General features: G+C 65.9%; 16 protein-coding genes and 3 pseudogenes. 6 read left to right on the top strand and 13 right to left on the bottom strand.

The features are described 5' to 3' along the window. Positions 1–26 precede the first annotated feature (26 nt). The 8 genes from rseP to rpsB form a co-directional block, all read right to left on the bottom strand. Entirely contained in the window at positions 27–1,169 is a 1,143-nt protein-coding gene (rseP, locus tag ACM608_RS08460) for an RIP metalloprotease RseP (protein ID WP_419682781.1), read from the bottom strand. Continuing rightward, the gene (locus tag ACM608_RS08455; protein ID WP_419682780.1) at positions 1,166–2,323 is read right to left on the bottom strand and encodes a 1-deoxy-D-xylulose-5-phosphate reductoisomerase; all 1,158 of its coding nucleotides are present in this window, start codon (positions 2,321–2,323) and stop codon (positions 1,166–1,168) included. The genes rseP and ACM608_RS08455 overlap by 4 nt, the downstream gene beginning before the upstream one ends. Further along, positions 2,320–3,126, bottom strand: coding sequence for a phosphatidate cytidylyltransferase (locus ACM608_RS08450; protein ID WP_419682779.1), 807 nt, complete (start codon positions 3,124–3,126; stop codon positions 2,320–2,322). The genes ACM608_RS08455 and ACM608_RS08450 overlap by 4 nt, the downstream gene beginning before the upstream one ends. After that, entirely contained in the window at positions 3,123–3,869 is a 747-nt protein-coding gene (locus tag ACM608_RS08445) for an isoprenyl transferase (protein ID WP_419682778.1), read from the bottom strand. The genes ACM608_RS08450 and ACM608_RS08445 overlap by 4 nt, the downstream gene beginning before the upstream one ends. Then, positions 3,866–4,423: a ribosome recycling factor gene (gene frr, locus ACM608_RS08440; RefSeq protein WP_419682777.1), complete on the bottom strand. Its 558-nt coding sequence runs from the start codon at positions 4,421–4,423 to the stop codon at positions 3,866–3,868. The genes ACM608_RS08445 and frr overlap by 4 nt, the downstream gene beginning before the upstream one ends. Next, positions 4,423–5,154, bottom strand: coding sequence for a UMP kinase (pyrH, locus tag ACM608_RS08435; protein ID WP_419682776.1), 732 nt, complete (start codon positions 5,152–5,154; stop codon positions 4,423–4,425). The genes frr and pyrH overlap by 1 nt, the downstream gene beginning before the upstream one ends. A gap of 96 nt (positions 5,155–5,250) precedes the next feature. Beyond that, on the bottom strand, positions 5,251–6,180 hold the full coding sequence (gene tsf, locus ACM608_RS08430; RefSeq protein ID WP_419682775.1) for a translation elongation factor Ts: 930 nt from the start codon (positions 6,178–6,180) through the stop codon (positions 5,251–5,253). Positions 6,181–6,272: 92 nt separating this feature from the next. Beyond that, positions 6,273–7,025, bottom strand: coding sequence for a 30S ribosomal protein S2 (gene rpsB / locus ACM608_RS08425; RefSeq protein ID WP_419682774.1), 753 nt, complete (start codon positions 7,023–7,025; stop codon positions 6,273–6,275). Positions 7,026–7,243: 218 nt separating this feature from the next. Here rpsB and ACM608_RS08420 point away from each other — a divergent pair, with 218 nt between their 5' ends. Then, on the top strand, positions 7,244–7,474 hold the full coding sequence (locus ACM608_RS08420; protein ID WP_419682773.1) for a hypothetical protein: 231 nt from the start codon (positions 7,244–7,246) through the stop codon (positions 7,472–7,474). Here the strand turns inward: ACM608_RS08420 and ACM608_RS08415 are convergent. After that, positions 7,401–8,205: pseudogene (locus ACM608_RS08415) on the bottom strand (CDP-alcohol phosphatidyltransferase family protein). The gene ACM608_RS08420 and the pseudogene ACM608_RS08415 overlap by 74 nt on opposite strands. Positions 8,206–8,212: 7 nt before the next feature. Then, entirely contained in the window at positions 8,213–8,947 is a 735-nt protein-coding gene (locus tag ACM608_RS08410; RefSeq protein ID WP_419682772.1) for a phosphatidylserine decarboxylase, read from the bottom strand. Positions 8,948–9,076: 129 nt separating this feature from the next. On the opposite strand from ACM608_RS08410, the gene ACM608_RS08405 reads away from it, so the two are divergent. From ACM608_RS08405 to ACM608_RS08390, 4 genes and pseudogenes are all read left to right on the top strand, one after another. Next, entirely contained in the window at positions 9,077–10,297 is a 1,221-nt protein-coding gene (locus ACM608_RS08405; protein WP_419682771.1) for an NADP-dependent isocitrate dehydrogenase, read from the top strand. Between the two features lie 129 nt (positions 10,298–10,426). After that, the gene (locus ACM608_RS08400) at positions 10,427–10,678 is read left to right on the top strand and encodes a hypothetical protein (RefSeq protein WP_419682770.1); all 252 of its coding nucleotides are present in this window, start codon (positions 10,427–10,429) and stop codon (positions 10,676–10,678) included. 37 nt (positions 10,679–10,715) lie between these two features. After that, a pseudogene (locus ACM608_RS08395) lies at positions 10,716–11,481 on the top strand (IS5 family transposase). A 71-nt stretch (positions 11,482–11,552) separates the two neighbouring features. Then, positions 11,553–12,305 (top strand): annotated as a pseudogene (locus ACM608_RS08390) (IS5 family transposase). A 9-nt stretch (positions 12,306–12,314) separates the two neighbouring features. Here the strand turns inward: ACM608_RS08390 and ACM608_RS08385 are convergent. Both ACM608_RS08385 and ybaL read right to left on the bottom strand, forming a co-directional pair. Further along, on the bottom strand, positions 12,315–12,581 hold the full coding sequence (locus ACM608_RS08385) for an FAD-dependent monooxygenase (protein WP_419682769.1): 267 nt from the start codon (positions 12,579–12,581) through the stop codon (positions 12,315–12,317). Then, positions 12,578–14,203 (bottom strand): YbaL family putative K(+) efflux transporter, encoded by a 1,626-nt coding sequence (ybaL, locus tag ACM608_RS08380; protein ID WP_419682768.1) that lies wholly within the window; start codon positions 14,201–14,203, stop codon positions 12,578–12,580. Before ybaL ends, ACM608_RS08385 begins: the two co-directional genes overlap by 4 nt. Positions 14,204–14,306: 103 nt before the next feature. Here ybaL and ACM608_RS08375 point away from each other — a divergent pair, with 103 nt between their 5' ends. Next, positions 14,307–16,085 (top strand): cation:proton antiporter, encoded by a 1,779-nt coding sequence (locus ACM608_RS08375; protein WP_419682767.1) that lies wholly within the window; start codon positions 14,307–14,309, stop codon positions 16,083–16,085. Here ACM608_RS08375 and ACM608_RS08370 read toward each other — a convergent pair. Beyond that, positions 16,082–16,507: a hypothetical protein gene (locus ACM608_RS08370; RefSeq protein ID WP_419682766.1), complete on the bottom strand. Its 426-nt coding sequence runs from the start codon at positions 16,505–16,507 to the stop codon at positions 16,082–16,084. The genes ACM608_RS08375 and ACM608_RS08370 overlap by 4 nt on opposite strands. Positions 16,508–16,514 lie beyond the last annotated feature (7 nt).

The following is a 16,514-nucleotide window of genomic DNA, read 5'->3' as shown; positions in this document are numbered from 1 at the left end:
GCCTGCCCGGAAAGCCCCCTGCCCGATCAGCCCTCTGCAATCAACCCGGCGATACCCCGCCATAGCCCGATGGTATTGAGATCGTTGAGCGTGACGAACATCATCAAGGCGAGCAGCAATGCCAGGCCCGACCGGAACGCCCATTCCTGCACCTTCTGGCCGATCGGCCGTCCGCGCAGCCCCTCCAGCGTGTAGAAGAGGAGATGCCCGCCATCCAGCATGGGAACTGGCAGGAGGTTGATGAACCCCAGATTTATCGAGATCAAGGTCATGAAGGTGACGAAGTCGAGCCAGCCGAGCGTCGCCTGCTGCCCGGCCAGCCGCGCCATGCCGATCGGCCCCGCCATCTCCTTGACTGATCTCTCGCCGAGGATCAGCTGCTTGGTGGTCACCACCATCACCTTGACGATCGCCCAGGTGTAGCCGACCGCCTCACCAGGCACCTGGTACCATTTCAGCGGCACGATGGCGCGGCCGGCGGGCGTCAAGCCGAGCAGGCCGATACGTGCCTCATTACCGAAATTGTCCCGACGGATGTCGACGCCCGTCGTGACCGTGGTCGAGACGATCCGGCCCTTGTGGCTGTATTCCAGGTCGAGCGCGGTCGCCGGGCGGATCGAGACGACCTCCTGGATGTCCTCGAAGCGCTCGACCGTCCTGCCACCGACGCTGAGGATGCGGTCGCCCGGCTGAATGCCCGCCTGTTCCGCCGCCGATTGCGGCATCACGCTGCCCGCGATGGCCGGGGTACGCGGAACGCCGTAGGTGCCGAACAGGACGGCGAAGACGGCGATCGCGAACAGGAAATTGGCGGCAGGTCCCGCCGCGATGATGATCAGCTTCTGCCAGATCGCTTTCGCCTGGAACGTCTGCGCGCGCTCTTCGGGCGGCAGGGCCAGCCATTTCGGATCGGGCTGGCTACCCGGGTTCATGTCACCGGCGAACTTCACATACCCGCCGAGCGGCAGGGCCGAGACCTTCCACCGAGTCCCCCGACGGTCGTCCCACCCGATCAGCTCGCGTCCGAAGCCAATTGAGAACACATCCGCCTTCACTCCGCACCAGCGCCCGGCGAGATAGTGCCCCATCTCATGGATGAAGACGAGCGGGCCGATCAGCAGGACGAAGCTGAGCACCGTCCACAGCAGACCGGGGTTCTGAACCGTCATGCGGCGAGCCTCTCCATCCGGCGGGCGGCGGCGGCACGGGCCAGCGCGTCGACCGTGAAAACATCGTCCAGCGACTCGGGCGCCGGCGGATCGATGTCGTCCAGAACCTCCTGCACGATTGCGGCAATATCGAGGAAACCGAGCCGTTTACCAAGGAAAGCGGCAACCGCTACTTCGTTCGCCGCGTTGAGCACCGCCGGCCGCGCGCCGCCCGCCTTCAGGGCGGCAAGGGCAAGGCCCAATGCGGGGAAGCGACCGAGATCCGGCGCTTCGAAGTCGAGCCGGCCCACTTTCGCGAGATCCAGGCGGGCGCAGGGTGTCTCCATCCGATCGGGCCAGGCGAGCGTATGCGCGATCGGGGTGCGCATATCGGGCGTGCCCAACTGGGCGAGGACCGACCCGTCGACATACTCCACCATCGAATGGACCACCGACTGCGGGTGAACCAGCACCTCGAACCTTTCCGCGCCGATCGGGAACAGGTGATGCGCCTCGATCAGCTCCAGACCCTTGTTCATCAAGGTCGCGGAATCGATCGAGATCTTCGCGCCCATCGACCAGTTCGGATGCTGCACCGCGCGCTCCGGCGGGACGCTGCGCATCTCCTCCGTCGTCCATGTCCGGAACGGTCCGCCGCTCGCCGTCAGGATGACGCGCGATATCCGCTCGGGTGCGTCGTGGTCATAGCATTGAAAGATCGCGTTGTGCTCGGAATCCACCGGCAGCAGCGTCGCACCATGCCGCCTGGCGGCCTGCGTCATCACCGCGCCCGCGCAGACCAGCGATTCCTTGTTGGCCAGCGCGACCGTCCCGCCGCCTTCCAGCGCGCGCATGGTGGGGCGAAGCCCGGCCGCACCGACGATCGCCGCCATCGTCCAGTCCGCGCCCATTGATGCGGCTTCGGCCACGGCACCCTCCCCCGCCCCCGCCTCGGTTCCGGTTCCGGCAAGTGCCGCGCGCAGTTCGCCGAGCAGGGCAGCATCCCCGATCGCCGCGAACTTGGCACCCGTTCTGCGTGCAGCGGCGGAGAGTCCCGCCACATCGCTGTTGGCGGTAAGCGCCACGACTTCGAACCGGTCCGGCTCCCGCTCGACAAGATCCAGCGTCGAGGTGCCGATCGAGCCGGTCGCTCCCAGGATGGTGATCGTCTTCATCCCCGTGCCGCCACCAGCAGAGCGACGACGCAGGCGACCGGCACCAGCCCATCGAGGCGGTCGAGCGCGCCGCCATGGCCGGGCAGGAAACGACCGCTATCCTTCACGCCCGCCTGACGCTTGAGCCAGCTCTCGAAGAGGTCGCCCATCTGCGCCAGCACCGCGAGCCCCGCGCCGATCAGCAGAAGCCAGGCTGCCATCGCCAGCGGAGCACCGGCAAGAGTCCCGAAGAACAGTCCAAATAGCCCGCTCGCGACCATCCCGCCGCCCAAACCGGCCCATGTCTTGTTCGGGCTGATGCGCGGGGACAGCTTCGGCCCGCCGATCGCACGTCCCGCGAAATAGGCGCCGATGTCCGTCATCCACACCGTCCCCATCGTCCACAATGTGAGAAGCAGCGGGAATGGCGTCGCGTCCGCATGCCAGCCGCGGAGATAGAGGAGCGCGATGGCCGGAAATCCTGCGTAAAGAATACCGAGGCCGAGCCTCGCGCTGCGGCCGAATATGGCAAGCACCGAAGCTGCCACCGCTGCGGCGGCCAGTGCCGCCTCTCCCGGCCCGGCACCCAGCGGCGACGCCACGATCATCGGCCCGGCGATCGCCAGCACCGTGCCGATGATCGCGGGGCGCGGCAGGTGCATCAGCCCCGCCCATTCCGCTGCCATCAACAGCGCGGCGGCGGTAACCAGCGCCCAGAATGCCCAGCCGCCAATCCACAAGCATGCGACCGCCACCACGATCGCCGTGACACCGGTGGCGAGGCGGACGGGAAGGTCGGAACGCTTGATGACCGCATCGGTCATCGACCGCCGAACCGCCTCTCACGACGCGCGAAGACGTCCAACGCGGCCGCCAGCGTCTCGCCGTCGAAATCCGGCCAAAGCGTATCGATGAACAGGAACTCGGCATAAGCCGCCTGCCAGAGCAAAAAGTTCGACAGCCGCACCTCCCCGGACGTGCGGATCAAGAGATCGAGCGGCGGCAGGCTCGCCGTATCGAGCCGCGCCTCGATCGCGCGCTCGTCGATGTCTTCGGCGCGCAGCCGCCCATCGCGCACGTCGAGCGCGATCGAGCGGGCGACCTCCGTCAACTCCCGCTGCGATCCGTAGTTGAGCGCGAGCGCCACGATCATCCCGCTGTTCGGCGCGGTATGCGCCACGGCGTCGTCCAGCATGTCCACGACATCCGCCGGAAAGCAGCGGTAGTCGCCGATCACTTGCAACCTGAGACCGTTCTTATGGAAGCGGCCGAGTTCCATCCGCAGGAAATGCTTGAGGAGCGACATGAGGCCGCTGATCTCATCCTCCGGACGCCGCCAGTTCTCCGATGAGAAGGCGTAGAGGGTGAGCGCCTCGATCCCCATCTCGGCCGCCGCCTCGATGGTCTTGCGCACCGCTTCCGCACCCTGGCGATGGCCCGCCAAATGCGGCAGGTGCCGGCGCTTCGCCCAGCGGCCATTGCCGTCCATGATGATGGCGACATGGCGCGGCACCGGCCCGGCGCCGCCGCCTGCCGGCGGTATCGCGGGTGCCGGCGCGGAGCTCACTTGCCGAGGATTTCCTTTTCCTTGGCGGCGGCGGCGGCATCGATCTCCGCGATCGTGCTGTCGGTCAGCTTCTGCACCTCGGTCTCGCGCTTCTTGCGCTCGTCCTCGCTGATCTCGCCCTTCTTCTCGTCGGTCTTGAGGTTGTCCATGCCGTCGCGGCGAACGTTGCGGGCGGCGACGCGCGCCTTTTCCGCATATTGCCCGGCCAGCTTGGCGAGTTCCTTGCGGCGCTCCTCCGTCAGGTCGGGGATCGGGATGCGAAGCGTCTGGCCATCGACGATGGGGTTGAGGCCCAGGCCCGCGGAACGGATCGCCTTGTCGGCCGGCCCGACCGAAGACTTGTCCCAGACCTGCACCGACAGCAGGCGCGGCTCCGGCGCAGACACCGTCGCCACCTGATTGAGCGGCATCTGCGATCCATAGACCTCGACGGTGATCGGATCGAGCAGGTTGACCGACGCCCGCCCGGTCCGCAGGCCTACGAGATCGCTCTTCAGCGCTTCGACCGCGCCGTTCATGCGGCGCTCGAGATCAGCCTTGTCGTAAGCGGGCATCATGCATTTCCTTCGTTGAGCACGACCGTGGCGGTCCCCTCGCCCGCAAGGACCGAAGCCAGATTGCCGGTCTCGCGGATGTTGAAGACGACGATCGGGATGTCGTTGTCGCGGCAGAGTGCCACCGCACTCGCGTCCATGACCTTCAGGTCATCGCTGAGCACCCGGCTGAACGTCACTGTTTCATAGCGCGTCGCATCCGGCACCTTCTTGGGATCGGCATCGTAGACGCCGTCGACCGAGGTTCCCTTGAACAGCGCGTCGCAGTTCATCTCGGCGGCACGCAGCGCGGCGCCGGTGTCGGTGGTGAAGAACGGGTTGCCGGTTCCCGCCGCGAAGATGACGATACGGCCCTTCTCCATATGCCGGATCGCGCGGCGGCGGATATACGCCTCGCACACCTGCGGCATCGGAATGGCCGACATGACGCGCGTATCCACGCCGATCTGCTCCAGCGCGTTCTGCACGGCCAGCGCGTTCATCACCGTGGCGAGCATGCCCATGTAGTCGGCGCTGCTCCGCTCGAAACCTTTTGCAGCCGCCGCAAGGCCGCGGAAGATGTTCCCGCCGCCCACGACCACGCAGACCTGATGCCCCGCTTCACGCGCGGCGGCGATCTCGCCTGCCACCCGCGCGACGGTGATCGAGTCGATGCCGAAGGCGCCCTGGCCCATCAGGACCTCGCCTGACAGCTTGAGCAGGATGCGTTGATAGCGCGGGCGCTGCGTCACTAAGGCGTTTTCCGTGGCTGAAAATGAAAGCGGCGCGGACCTTAGAAGAGGTCCGCGCCGCTCACAAGCATTCCTAAGGTGAACCGAGGTTTGCCCTCAGTTGACCCCAGCCGCCGCCGCAACTTCCGCCGCGAAGTCGCTGGTTTCCTTCTCGATTCCCTCGCCGAGCTGGAACCGGACGTAATCCGTCAGCGCGATGGAGCCGCCGGCATCCTTGGCCGCCGCCTGGATCACGTCGGCGATCTTCGTCTTGTTGTCCATGACGAAGAGCTGGCTGAGCAGCGCATTCTCCTTACGGAACTTGGCTATCGCACCCTCGATCATCTTCTCGATGATGTTGGCGGGCTTGCCGCTCTCGCCGGCCTTCTCGGCGGCGATGGCACGCTCGCGCTCGACGAGCGCCTCGTCCAGACCCTCTTCGTGCAGCGCCAGCGGCGACGCGGCAGCGATGTGCATGGCGAGCTGCTTGCCAAGCGCCTCGATCTTCTCGACCGGGGCCGAACCTTCGAGCGCGACCAGCACGCCGATCTTGCCGATGCCGGTGCCGGCGGCGTTGTGGACGTAGGACACGACCGCGCCCTCGTTCACCGACACCACCTTGGCGCGGCGCAGCTGCTGGTTCTCGCCGATCGTCGCGACGTTCGCGGTCAGCTTGTCCTGCACGCTGCCCTCGGTGCCCGGATACGGGGCCGCCGCCAGCGCCTCGATGCTGTCGCCGGTGGTCAGCGCCAGCTGAGACACGGTGCGAACGAAGTCCTGGAACTGGTCGTTCTTGGCGACGAAGTCGGTCTCGGAGTTGACCTCGACGGCCGCGCCCTTCTTGCCCTCGACCGCAACGCCGACGAGGCCCTCGGCCGCGGTGCGGCCCGACTTCTTGGCGGCGGTGGCAAGGCCCTTCGTGCGCAGCCAGTCGACGGCGGCTTCCATGTCGCCACCTGTTTCGGTCAGCGCCTTCTTGCAGTCCATCATGCCGGCGCCCGAGCGCTCGCGCAGGTCCTTCACGGCCGCAGCGGTGATCTCCGCCATGTCACATCCTTTCAATCAGTCTGAAATGAAGCGGGGCGACCTATGCCGCCCCGCCATGTCGTGTCGATGACGCCCACAGGCGATCGGGCGTGTTACGCCAGCGCGGCTTCCGCCGGCGGCTCGATCATCGCGCCCAGATCCTCGCCACGGGCAGCGCGGCCGCCCTGATTGCCACGGGTCGCCGCCTCGGCGATCGCGTCGCAGTAGAGACGAATCGCGCGGCTGGCGTCGTCGTTCGCCGGGATCGGGAAGGCGATGCCCTCGGGCGAGACGTTCGAGTCGAGGATCGCGACGACCGGGATGCCCAGCGTGTTGGCTTCCTTGATCGCCAGCTCTTCCTTGTTGGCGTCGATCACGAACATCACGTCCGGAATGCCGCCCATGTCGCGGATGCCGCCGAGGCTCAGCTCGAACTTGTCGCGCTCGCGGGTGAGCTGCAGGACTTCCTTCTTGGTCAGGCCCGCGGTGTCGCCCGCCAGCTGCTCCTCAAGGGCCTTGTAGCGCTTGATCGAGCCGGAGATCGTCTTCCAGTTGGTGAGCATGCCGCCCAGCCACCGATGGTTGACGTAATGCTGGCCGGCCTTGCGCGCCGCTTCCGCGATGGGATCCTGCGCCTGACGCTTGGTGCCGACGAACAGCACCTTGCCGCCGCGCGCCACCGTGCCCGACACGAAGTCGAGCGCACGGGCGAATAGCGGAACGGTCTGCGAGAGGTCGAGGATGTGGACGCCGTTGCGATCGCCGAAGATGTACGGCTTCATCTTCGGGTTCCAGCGGTGGGTCTGGTGGCCGAAGTGAGCGCCGGCCTCGAGCAATTCCTGCATGGTGACGACAGGAGCCGCCATAATTCATTCTCCTTCCGGTTAAGCCTCTGCAGGACAGTGAACCAGGTCAAACCCGGCACCGGTATGTGCATCCTGCATGTGGAGCGGCGGCCGTTAGCGCCGAACCGTTGCAAAATCAAGGCTTGTAAACAGAACAGAACATGAACATATGGAACTCAGCTCAAGCGGGCAGGTTCTCACCTCGCCCGGCAAGCCTCGGGAATGAAAGGAAGACCGTGATGCTCGCGTTTGTTTCCTCGGCCTATTTTCTCGGCACGCTCGCGCTCGGCCTCGCGGTGATCGGCGGATCCTTGTGGGAATCGCGCGGCGAAGTGGCGCGCGCTCTCGGCTTGCCGCAGCGGCAGCCCTATCGCCCGTTCAGCCCGCGCGTGTCGGTCAAGCGGCGGGTGCGGATGGCCCCGGCGGCGGCGATCCGGCCGGCATTGCGGAAGGCGCGCGCTGCCGCCTGATCCGCGCATAGCGGCGGATGCTGAACGGGATCGAACCGACATAGGCGATCATCAACAGCGATAGCGCGGGCCAGGGCGCGCTGATCAGCGAGCCTGCGACGAGCGCCATGACCACCAATGCGGGCAGTCGCATCGAGGGCCGCAGACGGATCGCCGGGCTGAACGTCGCGACATTCGAGATCATCAGGAAGGCGACGAACGCCGTCCAGGGTGCCACCACGATGGCAGCCCGGAACACATCCATACCTGTCCACAGCCACATGTAGAGCGGCAGCAAGGCGAGACCCGCTCCGGCGGGTGAAGGCACGCCCGTGAAGAATCCCGCCTTCTTATGCGGTTGCTCAGCGGCGTCTATAGCGGCGTTGAACCTAGCTAGGCGAAGCGCACAGCACACCGCATGGCTGAGCGCGAAGATCCAGCCGGCCTGCGGATAATGCTGCAAGGACCAGAGGTAGATCACGATCGCGGGCGACACGCCGAAGGCGATCACGTCAGACAGTGAGTTCGAGCTCTGCTCCGAACCGGGTCTCGCCGCGCACCAGCCGGGCGACGCGGCCATCCATCCCGTCCAGAAAGGCGGCGATGACGATCGCGGCGATCGCCCGCTCCCACTCTTCCGCAATGGCGAAGCGGACGCCCGTCAACCCGAAGCACAAGGCGAGCGCGGTGATCGCATTCGGTGCCAGCGCGCGGAGAGGCAGGCCGCGCGCCAGGCGGGGGCTGGTTTTCAGCGCCACCTTACTGAGACACCCCCTCGACGCGCACCGGCTCGCCAAGCTTGCCGAGCACCGTCTCCCCCGCCAGCGTGCGCTGGCCGAGGGCGACGAGCGGCGCGGTGCCGGCGGGCAGGAACACATCGACGCGGCTGCCGAAGCGGATCAGGCCGATGCGCTGGCCCGCCGCGACGATGTCGCCGGATTTTGCGAATGGCACGATCCGCCGGGCGACAAGCCCCGCGATCTGGGTGAAGCCGATCCGTGTTCCGTCGAATCCCTCGACGATGAAGTGCTGGCGCTCGTTCTCCTCGCTCGCCTTGTCGAGATCGGCGTTGAGGAATTTGCCGGCGATATAGACCACCCGCTTCACCGTACCCGCGATCGGACTGCGATTAATGTGAACGTCGAACACCGACATGAAGATAGAGACGCGGATCAGCGGCACGTCGCCAAGCCCCTCCTCACCCGCCAGTTCGCGCGGCACCGGCACCGGGGTGATCATCGTGACAAGCCCGTCGGCTGGCGCGACGATCAGCCCGTCACCGCGTGGCGTCACGCGAATGGGATCGCGGAAGAATGCGAGTACCCAAAGCGTGATCCCCGCCATCGGCCAGGCTAGGGTCTCCCAGGCCATCAGCGCGAAGAACAGGCTGATCGCGCCTGCGATCACCGCATATTTGCGCCCCTCGGGATGGACGGAGGGCATCCGGTAACGGACGGTGGTGGTCCCGACTTCGGGCTTTTCGAGCGACGCCATCGCCGCGTTCTAGGGCGACGGGACCCGCGTGACAACGCCAAGACAGATAACCGTTCGCATCTGGTTGATCCCCCCGGCACCTTTGCCTAGACGACGCGGCGATACCGGCAACCTGGAAGCGGAGATCCCATGGCCAAGATCAAGGTAAAAAACCCCGTCGTAGAGCTCGACGGCGACGAGATGACCCGCATCATCTGGCAGTGGATCCGCGAGCGGCTGATCCTCCCTTATCTCGACATTGACCTGAAGTATTTCGACCTGGGTATGGAGCATCGCGATGCGACCGACGATCAGGTCACGATCGACAGTGCCAAGGCAATTCAGGAGTACGGCGTCGGCGTGAAATGCGCGACGATCACGCCGGACGAGGCGCGCGTCGAAGAATTCAAGCTGAAGAAGATGTGGAAGTCGCCGAACGGCACGATCCGCAACATCCTTGGCGGCGTCGTTTTCCGCGAGCCGATCGTGATCAAGAACGTCCCCCGGCTCGTCCCCGGCTGGACCGACCCGATCGTCATTGGCCGTCACGCCTTCGGTGACCAGTATCGCGCCACCGATTTCCTTGTTCCCGGCAAGGGCAAGCTGAAGCTGGTCTTCACCGGTGAGGACGGGCAGGAAATCGAGCACGAGGTGTTCAACTTCCCCTCCGCCGGCGTCGCGATGGGCATGTACAACCTCGACGACTCGATTCGCGACTTCGCCCGCGCCAGCATGAACTATGCGGTTGATCGCGGCTGGCCGCTGTACCTCTCCACCAAGAACACGATCCTCAAGGCCTATGACGGTCGCTTCAAGGACCTGTTCCAGGAGGTGTTCGACGCGGAGTTCGCGGACCAGTTCAAGGCGAAGAACATCGTCTACGAACACCGCCTGATCGACGACATGGTCGCCTCCGCACTGAAGTGGAGCGGCAAGTTCGTTTGGGCCTGCAAGAACTACGACGGCGACGTGCAGTCGGACACCGTGGCGCAGGGCTTCGGCTCGCTCGGCCTGATGACCTCCGTCCTCCTCTCGCCGGACGGCAAGACGGTCGAGGCGGAGGCGGCGCACGGCACCGTCACGCGTCACTACCGCCAGCATCAGCAGGGCAAGCAGACCTCGACCAATCCGATCGCCTCGATCTTCGCCTGGACGCAAGGGTTGTCGTTCCGCGGCAAGTTCGACGGCACGCCGGACGTCACCCGCTTCGCCGAGACGCTGGAGCAGGTCTGCATCGAGACGGTCGAGGCCGGTCAGATGACCAAGGATCTCGCGCTCCTGATCGGCCCCGACCAGGCGTGGATGACCACGGAGCAGTTCTTCGAGGCGATCCGCGCCAACCTCGAAAAGAAGATGGCCGCCTGGGCCTAAGCTACGGGTGGAGAGGGAAAGAGGCCGCGCCCACAGGGCGCGGCCTTTTCTCTAGGCCGTGAACCCATAAACATGCCGTGAGCGGACGGCGCCGTTGCATTTGGAGGATTGGCGCTGCACCAAGTCGCTGTGGTTGAGATCGTGCGCCTCGCGGCCGGAGCTGAACGCCCCTCGTTGGCGGACCATCAGCCGTGGCTTTACGTCGAGGAGACGGACGGCCTGTTCTTCGGCAGCGGGGCCGCCTGGAACGCGGCTGGCGAGTGGGTAGGCTACGGATCGCTTTCCGAGCACGATGTTGATCTCTCACTGGCGGTCGAAGCGGCCTGTGAGTGGGCGAAGCGCTATGGCGTTCCGACGATTTGGGTCTTCGCGTCGGAATAGCTTTGGCCGTTTGCAGCCGATGTGATTCAGCATCGGCATGAGCCAATATGATCTGACCGATTTCGAGTGGCGCGTGATCGAACCGCTGCTGCCCAACAAGCCGCGAGGCGTGCCGCGCGTGGACAACCGCCGCACGCTGAACGGCATCTTCTGGGTGCTGCGGTCTGGAGCGCCGTGGCGTGACCTGCCCGAGCGCTACGGCCCGCGCACCACCTGCTACAATCGCTTCGTGCGATGGCGAAAAGCGGGCGTGTGGACCGGCTGATGGACGCCGTCACCGCCGCGCATGACGGTGCCATCCAGATGATCGACAGCACTTCCGTTCGCACCCACCAGCAGGCCGCGACGGCAAAAAGGGGGGTGCAGATCACTGTCTCGGTCGCAGCCGAGGTGGGCTCACGACCAAGATCCATGTCGTCGTCGACGCGCAGGGCCTCCCGATCCGGCTCGGTCTGACCGCCGGACAGGCACATGATGGGCAGATCGCAGATGCGCTGCTCGACCACCTCGGCCCGCGCACCATCTTGCTGGCCGACAAGGCCTATGACGCCGATCGTATCCGCGAGCTGATCCAGGACCAAGGTGCCACGCCCAACATCCCGCCCAAGAGCAACCGACGTTGGAAACCGTGCTTCAGCAAGCGGCTCTACCACGAGCGCAATCTCATCGAGCGCTTCTTCCCCAAGCTGAAGCACTTCCGCCGCGTCGCCGCCCGCTACGACAAGCTCGCCGCCAAGTTCCTTGCCATGGTCCAGCTCGCCTCAATGCGGCTGTGGCTCCGAGCTTATGAGTCTACGGCCTAGGGTCCGGACCCAATAACGGCTTTTGCTACCGCTTGGATCGTGATTCACTGCGTTGGTGTGGAGGCGGTGGAATGGCTGATTTCTTCTGGTTTTCCGATGCGCAGTGGGAGCGGATCGCACCACTGCTGCCGACGGACGTTCGCGGCAAGGCACGTGTGGATGATCGCCGGGTGCTGAGCGGGATCGTGCATGCGCTCCGCTGCGGCGGTCGCTGGGTGGACTGCTCGGACGTGTACGGGCCAAAGAAGACGCTCTACAAGCTTCGTGCGCTGGTCCGAGCGCGGCATCTGGGAGGGGATTTTCAGCGCGCTGGCAGGCGCCGACGACGCGCCGGACCGGCTGTTCATCGATAGCAGCTGCATCAAGGTCCACCGCTGCGCAGGCGGTGGAAAAGGGGGGCCTTGGCCCATGGTATCGGCCGCACCAAAGGCGGCCGGAACACCAAGGTCCATGCCGTCTGCGACGCCAAGGGCCGCCCTCACGTCCTCCTGCTGACGCCCGGCAACGTCCACGACTGCAAGGTCGCCAAGACCTGCATCGCGGCGCTGCCCCCATCCGTCGAACTCGTCGCCGACAAGGGCTATGACAGTCAGGAGTTGCGCGAGTGGCTCGACCAGCGCGGCACCCAGGCCGTCATCCCGCCGCGCTGCAACCGCAAGGTCCAGTACGACTACGACCGCACCATCTACAAACAGCGCAACGTCATCGAGCGCATGTTCTGCCGCCTCAAGGACTGGAGGCGGCTCGCCACCCGCTTCGATCGCAACATCAAGAACTTCATGGGCGCCATCGCCCTCGCCGCCACCGTCATCTGGTGGTTGTGAGTCCGGACCCTAGTGAGAAACGGGCGAGCGGATGTGCTCGCCCCGGATACCAAGGCCAAGCACCCGCCCCGGAATACGCCGCAGCAGCGGGGCACGATCGAGGAGGCGGACCGTCAGCGGTGCGCGCGGGTTGAGCTTGGCAATCGCGGCACCCAGCACGCGCTGGTGAATCGCCCGCTGCACCGTGACGGGCACGCCGGCGCGCGCGAACAGCAATCCGGCCATCATGCCCGCCGGACCGCCGCCGACGATCACAAGCGGCTCGGTCGTGCTCACGCGCCGACCAGAGCCTCGTCGATCATGCGCCTGGCGATCTCCGCCTCGCCGTAGAAGGTGCTGGTCGCCCCCTTCTGGGTCAGGTGCGCGACCTCGGCCTCCCCGTGGGCGCGCGCGACGATGCGGATCTCGGGGTTGATCGCCCGGGCCCGCTCCACCACCTGGCCGGCCTCGAACGCATCGGGGATCGCGATGCAGATCAGGCGGGCATGGGCGAGGTCGGCACGGTTCAGCGCGTCGTCCTGCACCGCATTGCCGACAACGACCCGCACGCGGTCTCCCTTGGGCAGGTCGGCGCGATCGGGCTGGAGCTCGATGAGGGTCATCCTTTCTTTCGCTTCGATCAGCCCATCCGCGACCATCGCGCCTACACGACCATGCCCGACCAGCACGACATGCCCGTTGGACGGCTTCACCACGGACGTGCCGATCGCGTGGTCGGTGTCCTCCTTCACCACCTTCGCGCCGATCTTGTCGATCAGCACGAACAGCATGGGGTTGAGCAGGATGGAAACGATCGCCCCGGCAAGGATGAGGTCGCGGCCGACATCAGGCAGAAGATCAAGGTCGGTTCCCAACCCCGCGAGAATGAACGAGAACTCGCCGATCTGCGCGAGGCTGGCCGAGATCGTCAGCGCTGTCTTGCCGTCGCGTCCGAACGCGCGCACGATGGCGAGCGCGGCGAGCGACTTGCCGATCACGATGATGAACACCGTGGCCGCCAGAGCAAAGGGCGCCGCGACCACCACCGCAGGGTTGAACAACATGCCGACCGAGACGAAGAACAGCACCGCGAAGGCATCGCGCAGCGGCAGCGTCTCCTCCGCCGCCCGGTGGCTGAGCGGCGATTCCGCCAGGATCATCCCCGCGAAGAAAGCCCCCAGTGCGAAGGACACGCCGAACAGCATCGCCGCCCCGAACGCCACGCCCAGCGCGATCGCCAGCACCGAAAGGCGGAACAGCTCGCGCGATCCCGTATGCGCGACGAAGTGGAGCAGCCAGGGCACCACCCGCCTTCCCACGATCAGCATGAAGGCGATGAACGCCCCCACCTTGGCGATCGTTATCCCGAGGGTGAGCAGCAGGTTGCTCTCCTCCCCGCCCCGCGCCAGTGCGGGGACAAGCACGAGTGCCAGCACCATCACCAGATCCTCGACGATCAGCCAGCCGACCGCGATCCGCCCGCGATCCGTGTCGAGCAGGCGCCGTTCCTGCATCGCGCGGAGCAGCACCACGGTGGAGGCGACCGACAGCGCAAGTCCGAACATCAGCCCGACGCCAAGGCCCCAGCCGAGGATGTGCGCCAGCCCCGCTCCCATTGCCACCGCCACGGCGATCTGCACCAGCGCGCCCGGCACCGCGATCTTCCTGACTGCCATCAGGTCCTTCAATGAGAAATGAAGACCCACGCCGAACATCAAGAGAATGATGCCGATTTCTGCCAGTTCGTTGGCCAGCCCCTGGTCGGCGACATAGCCTGGCGTGAAGGGGCCAACCGCGATGCCCGCCACCAGATAGCCGAACAAGGGCGGCAACCGCAGGCGAGAGGCCACCGCGCCGAACAGGAAGGCGAGGACGATGCCCGCGACGATGGTGCCGATCAGCGGCGTGTGATGGGGCAAAGCTGTCTCCGTGGCCGTGTGGCGGCCGATAATCCGGCACCTTCGTTCAGAATACCAATGCCAAAGCTGGCGTTTCCGGCATCCTGCTGCTTAGAACCGTATCGTGGCCCTTCCGATCCAATCCGACGCGTTTAGCGACTCCCTCGTCATCCTCGGCGCCGCCGGTCTGGTCATCCCGACCTTCGCGCGCTTCCGCATCAACCCCGTCATCGGGTTCATCCTGGTCGGCATCCTTGTCGGCCCGGCGGGGCTCGGCTCGTTGGTGTCGCAGGTTCCATGGCTCTACTACATTACCATCACCGATCCGCATTCGATCGAGCCCTTCGCGGAGTTCGGGATCGTCCTCCTCCTCTTCTCGATCGGGCTGGAGCTGTCATTTCGGCGCCTGTGGTCGATGCGACAGCGGGTGTTCGGGCTGGGTGCGTCGGAACTGCTCCTGTCCGCAGGTGCCCTCGCGCTCTCCCTGATGGTCATCGGTCAGAACTGGTCGGGTTCGATCGGCCTGGGTCTCGCCCTTGCCCTCTCATCGACCGCGCTCGTCCTCCCGATGGCGGGCATGACCAGCCATGTCGGCCGCGCCGCCTTCTCCATGCTGCTGTTCGAGGATCTGGCGCTGGTGCCGATCATCTTCGCCTTGGGCGCGATGGCACCGCAGGCAGGGGCGGGATGGACCGAACTCGGCCAAACGCTGATCCTCGGCGCGTTTACCGTCGGCGTCCTCTTCATCATCGGCCGCGTCGCGCTTCCGCCGCTGTTCAGTCAGGCGGCCCGGACCAAGAGCCCGGAACTGTTCCTCGCGGCGAGCCTGCTCGTCGTGATCCTCGCCAGCATCACGACCACGGCTGTCGGCCTCTCGCCCATCGTCGGCGCATTGCTCGCCGGCCTGCTCATCGCCGAGACCGAGTACCATACCGAGGTCGAGGTCATCACCGAGCCCTTCAAGGGTCTCGCCCTCGGCGTCTTCCTCATTACCGTTGGCATGAGCGTGGACATCCGGCAGATCATCGCACTCTGGGACACGCTGATCCTCGCTGTCGCGGGTGTAATCATCGTGAAGGCGGTGATCACTGGCGTGCTGCTGCGCCTTTCCGGCTTTGGCCGTGGGGTGGCGGCGGAAACCGGTCTCCTGATGTCCTCTCCGTCGGAGACCACCCTCATCGTGCTGGCGACTGCGGTGCAGGCGCAGCTGATCCAGGCGAGCACCGCCCAATTCTGGCAGATCGTAACCGCGATCGGCCTCACCATTACGCCGCTCCTCGCCAAGGCAGGTCAAGCGGTCGCGCAGCGCGTTGAACGGCGGGAGGCGAAGGATGACGAGGCGGTGCCCAGCAGCGAGGGGCCGCGCGCGCTTATCATCGGTTTCGGTCGTGTCGGGCGTCTCGTCGCGCAGATGCTGATCGCGCATGAAAGGCCGTATCTGGCCGTCGATGCCAATGTCGACACGGTGCTGAAGGCGCGGAAGCGCGGCTATACCGCGATGATGGGCGACATCTCGCGTCCTGGTATGCTTGACCGGCTCGACGTCGGTGCGGCCAGCGCGATCATCCTGACGATGGACGATCCGGCGCAGACCGTTCGCATCACACGACAGATCCGAGCGCTTCACCCCGATCTCACCATCATCGCCCGCGCCCGCGATCCCAACCATGCCGCCGAACTCTACAAGGCCGGCGTCACCGACGCGGTCCCCGAAACGCTCGAATCCTCGTTGCAGTTGTCGGAGGCGGTGCTCGTCGACCTCGGCCTCGCCATGGGTCCGGTCATCGCCTCCATCCACGAAAAGCGCGCCGAACTCCGCGCCAAGATCATGGAGATGGCCGAGGTCGACCGCGAGCCGCCGATCCGCGGGCGTCGGCTGAGGGATGTTGCGGAAGGCGCCTAGGGTTTAGTCCCGCAATCGTCGCGGCACGTCTCGGCGACGGCCAGACCAAACGCCGTCTTGAGTCGTGGGAGCCGCGCCTCCTGAACCACGTCTCCGGTCGATGTGATCGCGATGCCCTTCCCCGCCGGCCTTATCGTCATGCGCGAGCGGAAGGTCACCTCCCCCTCGCCCCCTTCCACGACCTCGACGAAATCGAACGCGAAGCCCTCCGCCGTCCGTTCCAGCACCACACGGCGGCCCTCGTTGCACCACCCTTCGCACACGACGACCTCGGCAAAGGGAGCGGCATCATCGGCATGCACCGCGATCTCGATGCCGCCGAGGTCGCCCGTCTTCCGGCTCATCCGGACATTCCCGTAGATGCCCGAAGCGATGGAGGGCGGCGCGGCCGCAGCCAAATGGAATGCGGCGAAGAGGATCACCGCGTCG

This window comes from Sphingomonas sp. ID0503 (assembly GCF_048565625.1).
Taxonomy (GTDB): domain Bacteria; phylum Pseudomonadota; class Alphaproteobacteria; order Sphingomonadales; family Sphingomonadaceae; genus JBLZUR01.
The sequence above is the reverse complement of the archived record's forward strand: the minus strand, read 5'-3'. Positions and strand labels throughout refer to the sequence as shown.

Coding starts and splice junctions, on each gene's coding strand:
- rpsB (WP_419682774.1), bottom strand. CDS start 7,025: ATGGCGGCTCCTGTCGTCACCATGCAGGAATTGCTCGAGGCCGGCGCT.
- rseP (WP_419682781.1), bottom strand. CDS start 1,169: ATGACGGTTCAGAACCCCGGTCTGCTGTGGACGGTGCTCAGCTTCGTC.
- ACM608_RS08450 (WP_419682779.1), bottom strand. CDS start 3,126: ATGACCGATGCGGTCATCAAGCGTTCCGACCTTCCCGTCCGCCTCGCC.
- ACM608_RS08420 (WP_419682773.1), top strand. CDS start 7,244: ATGCTCGCGTTTGTTTCCTCGGCCTATTTTCTCGGCACGCTCGCGCTC.
- ACM608_RS08405 (WP_419682771.1), top strand. CDS start 9,077: ATGGCCAAGATCAAGGTAAAAAACCCCGTCGTAGAGCTCGACGGCGAC.
- ACM608_RS08455 (WP_419682780.1), bottom strand. CDS start 2,323: ATGAAGACGATCACCATCCTGGGAGCGACCGGCTCGATCGGCACCTCG.
- tsf (WP_419682775.1), bottom strand. CDS start 6,180: ATGGCGGAGATCACCGCTGCGGCCGTGAAGGACCTGCGCGAGCGCTCG.
- ACM608_RS08410 (WP_419682772.1), bottom strand. CDS start 8,947: ATGGCGTCGCTCGAAAAGCCCGAAGTCGGGACCACCACCGTCCGTTAC.
- frr (WP_419682777.1), bottom strand. CDS start 4,423: ATGCCCGCTTACGACAAGGCTGATCTCGAGCGCCGCATGAACGGCGCG.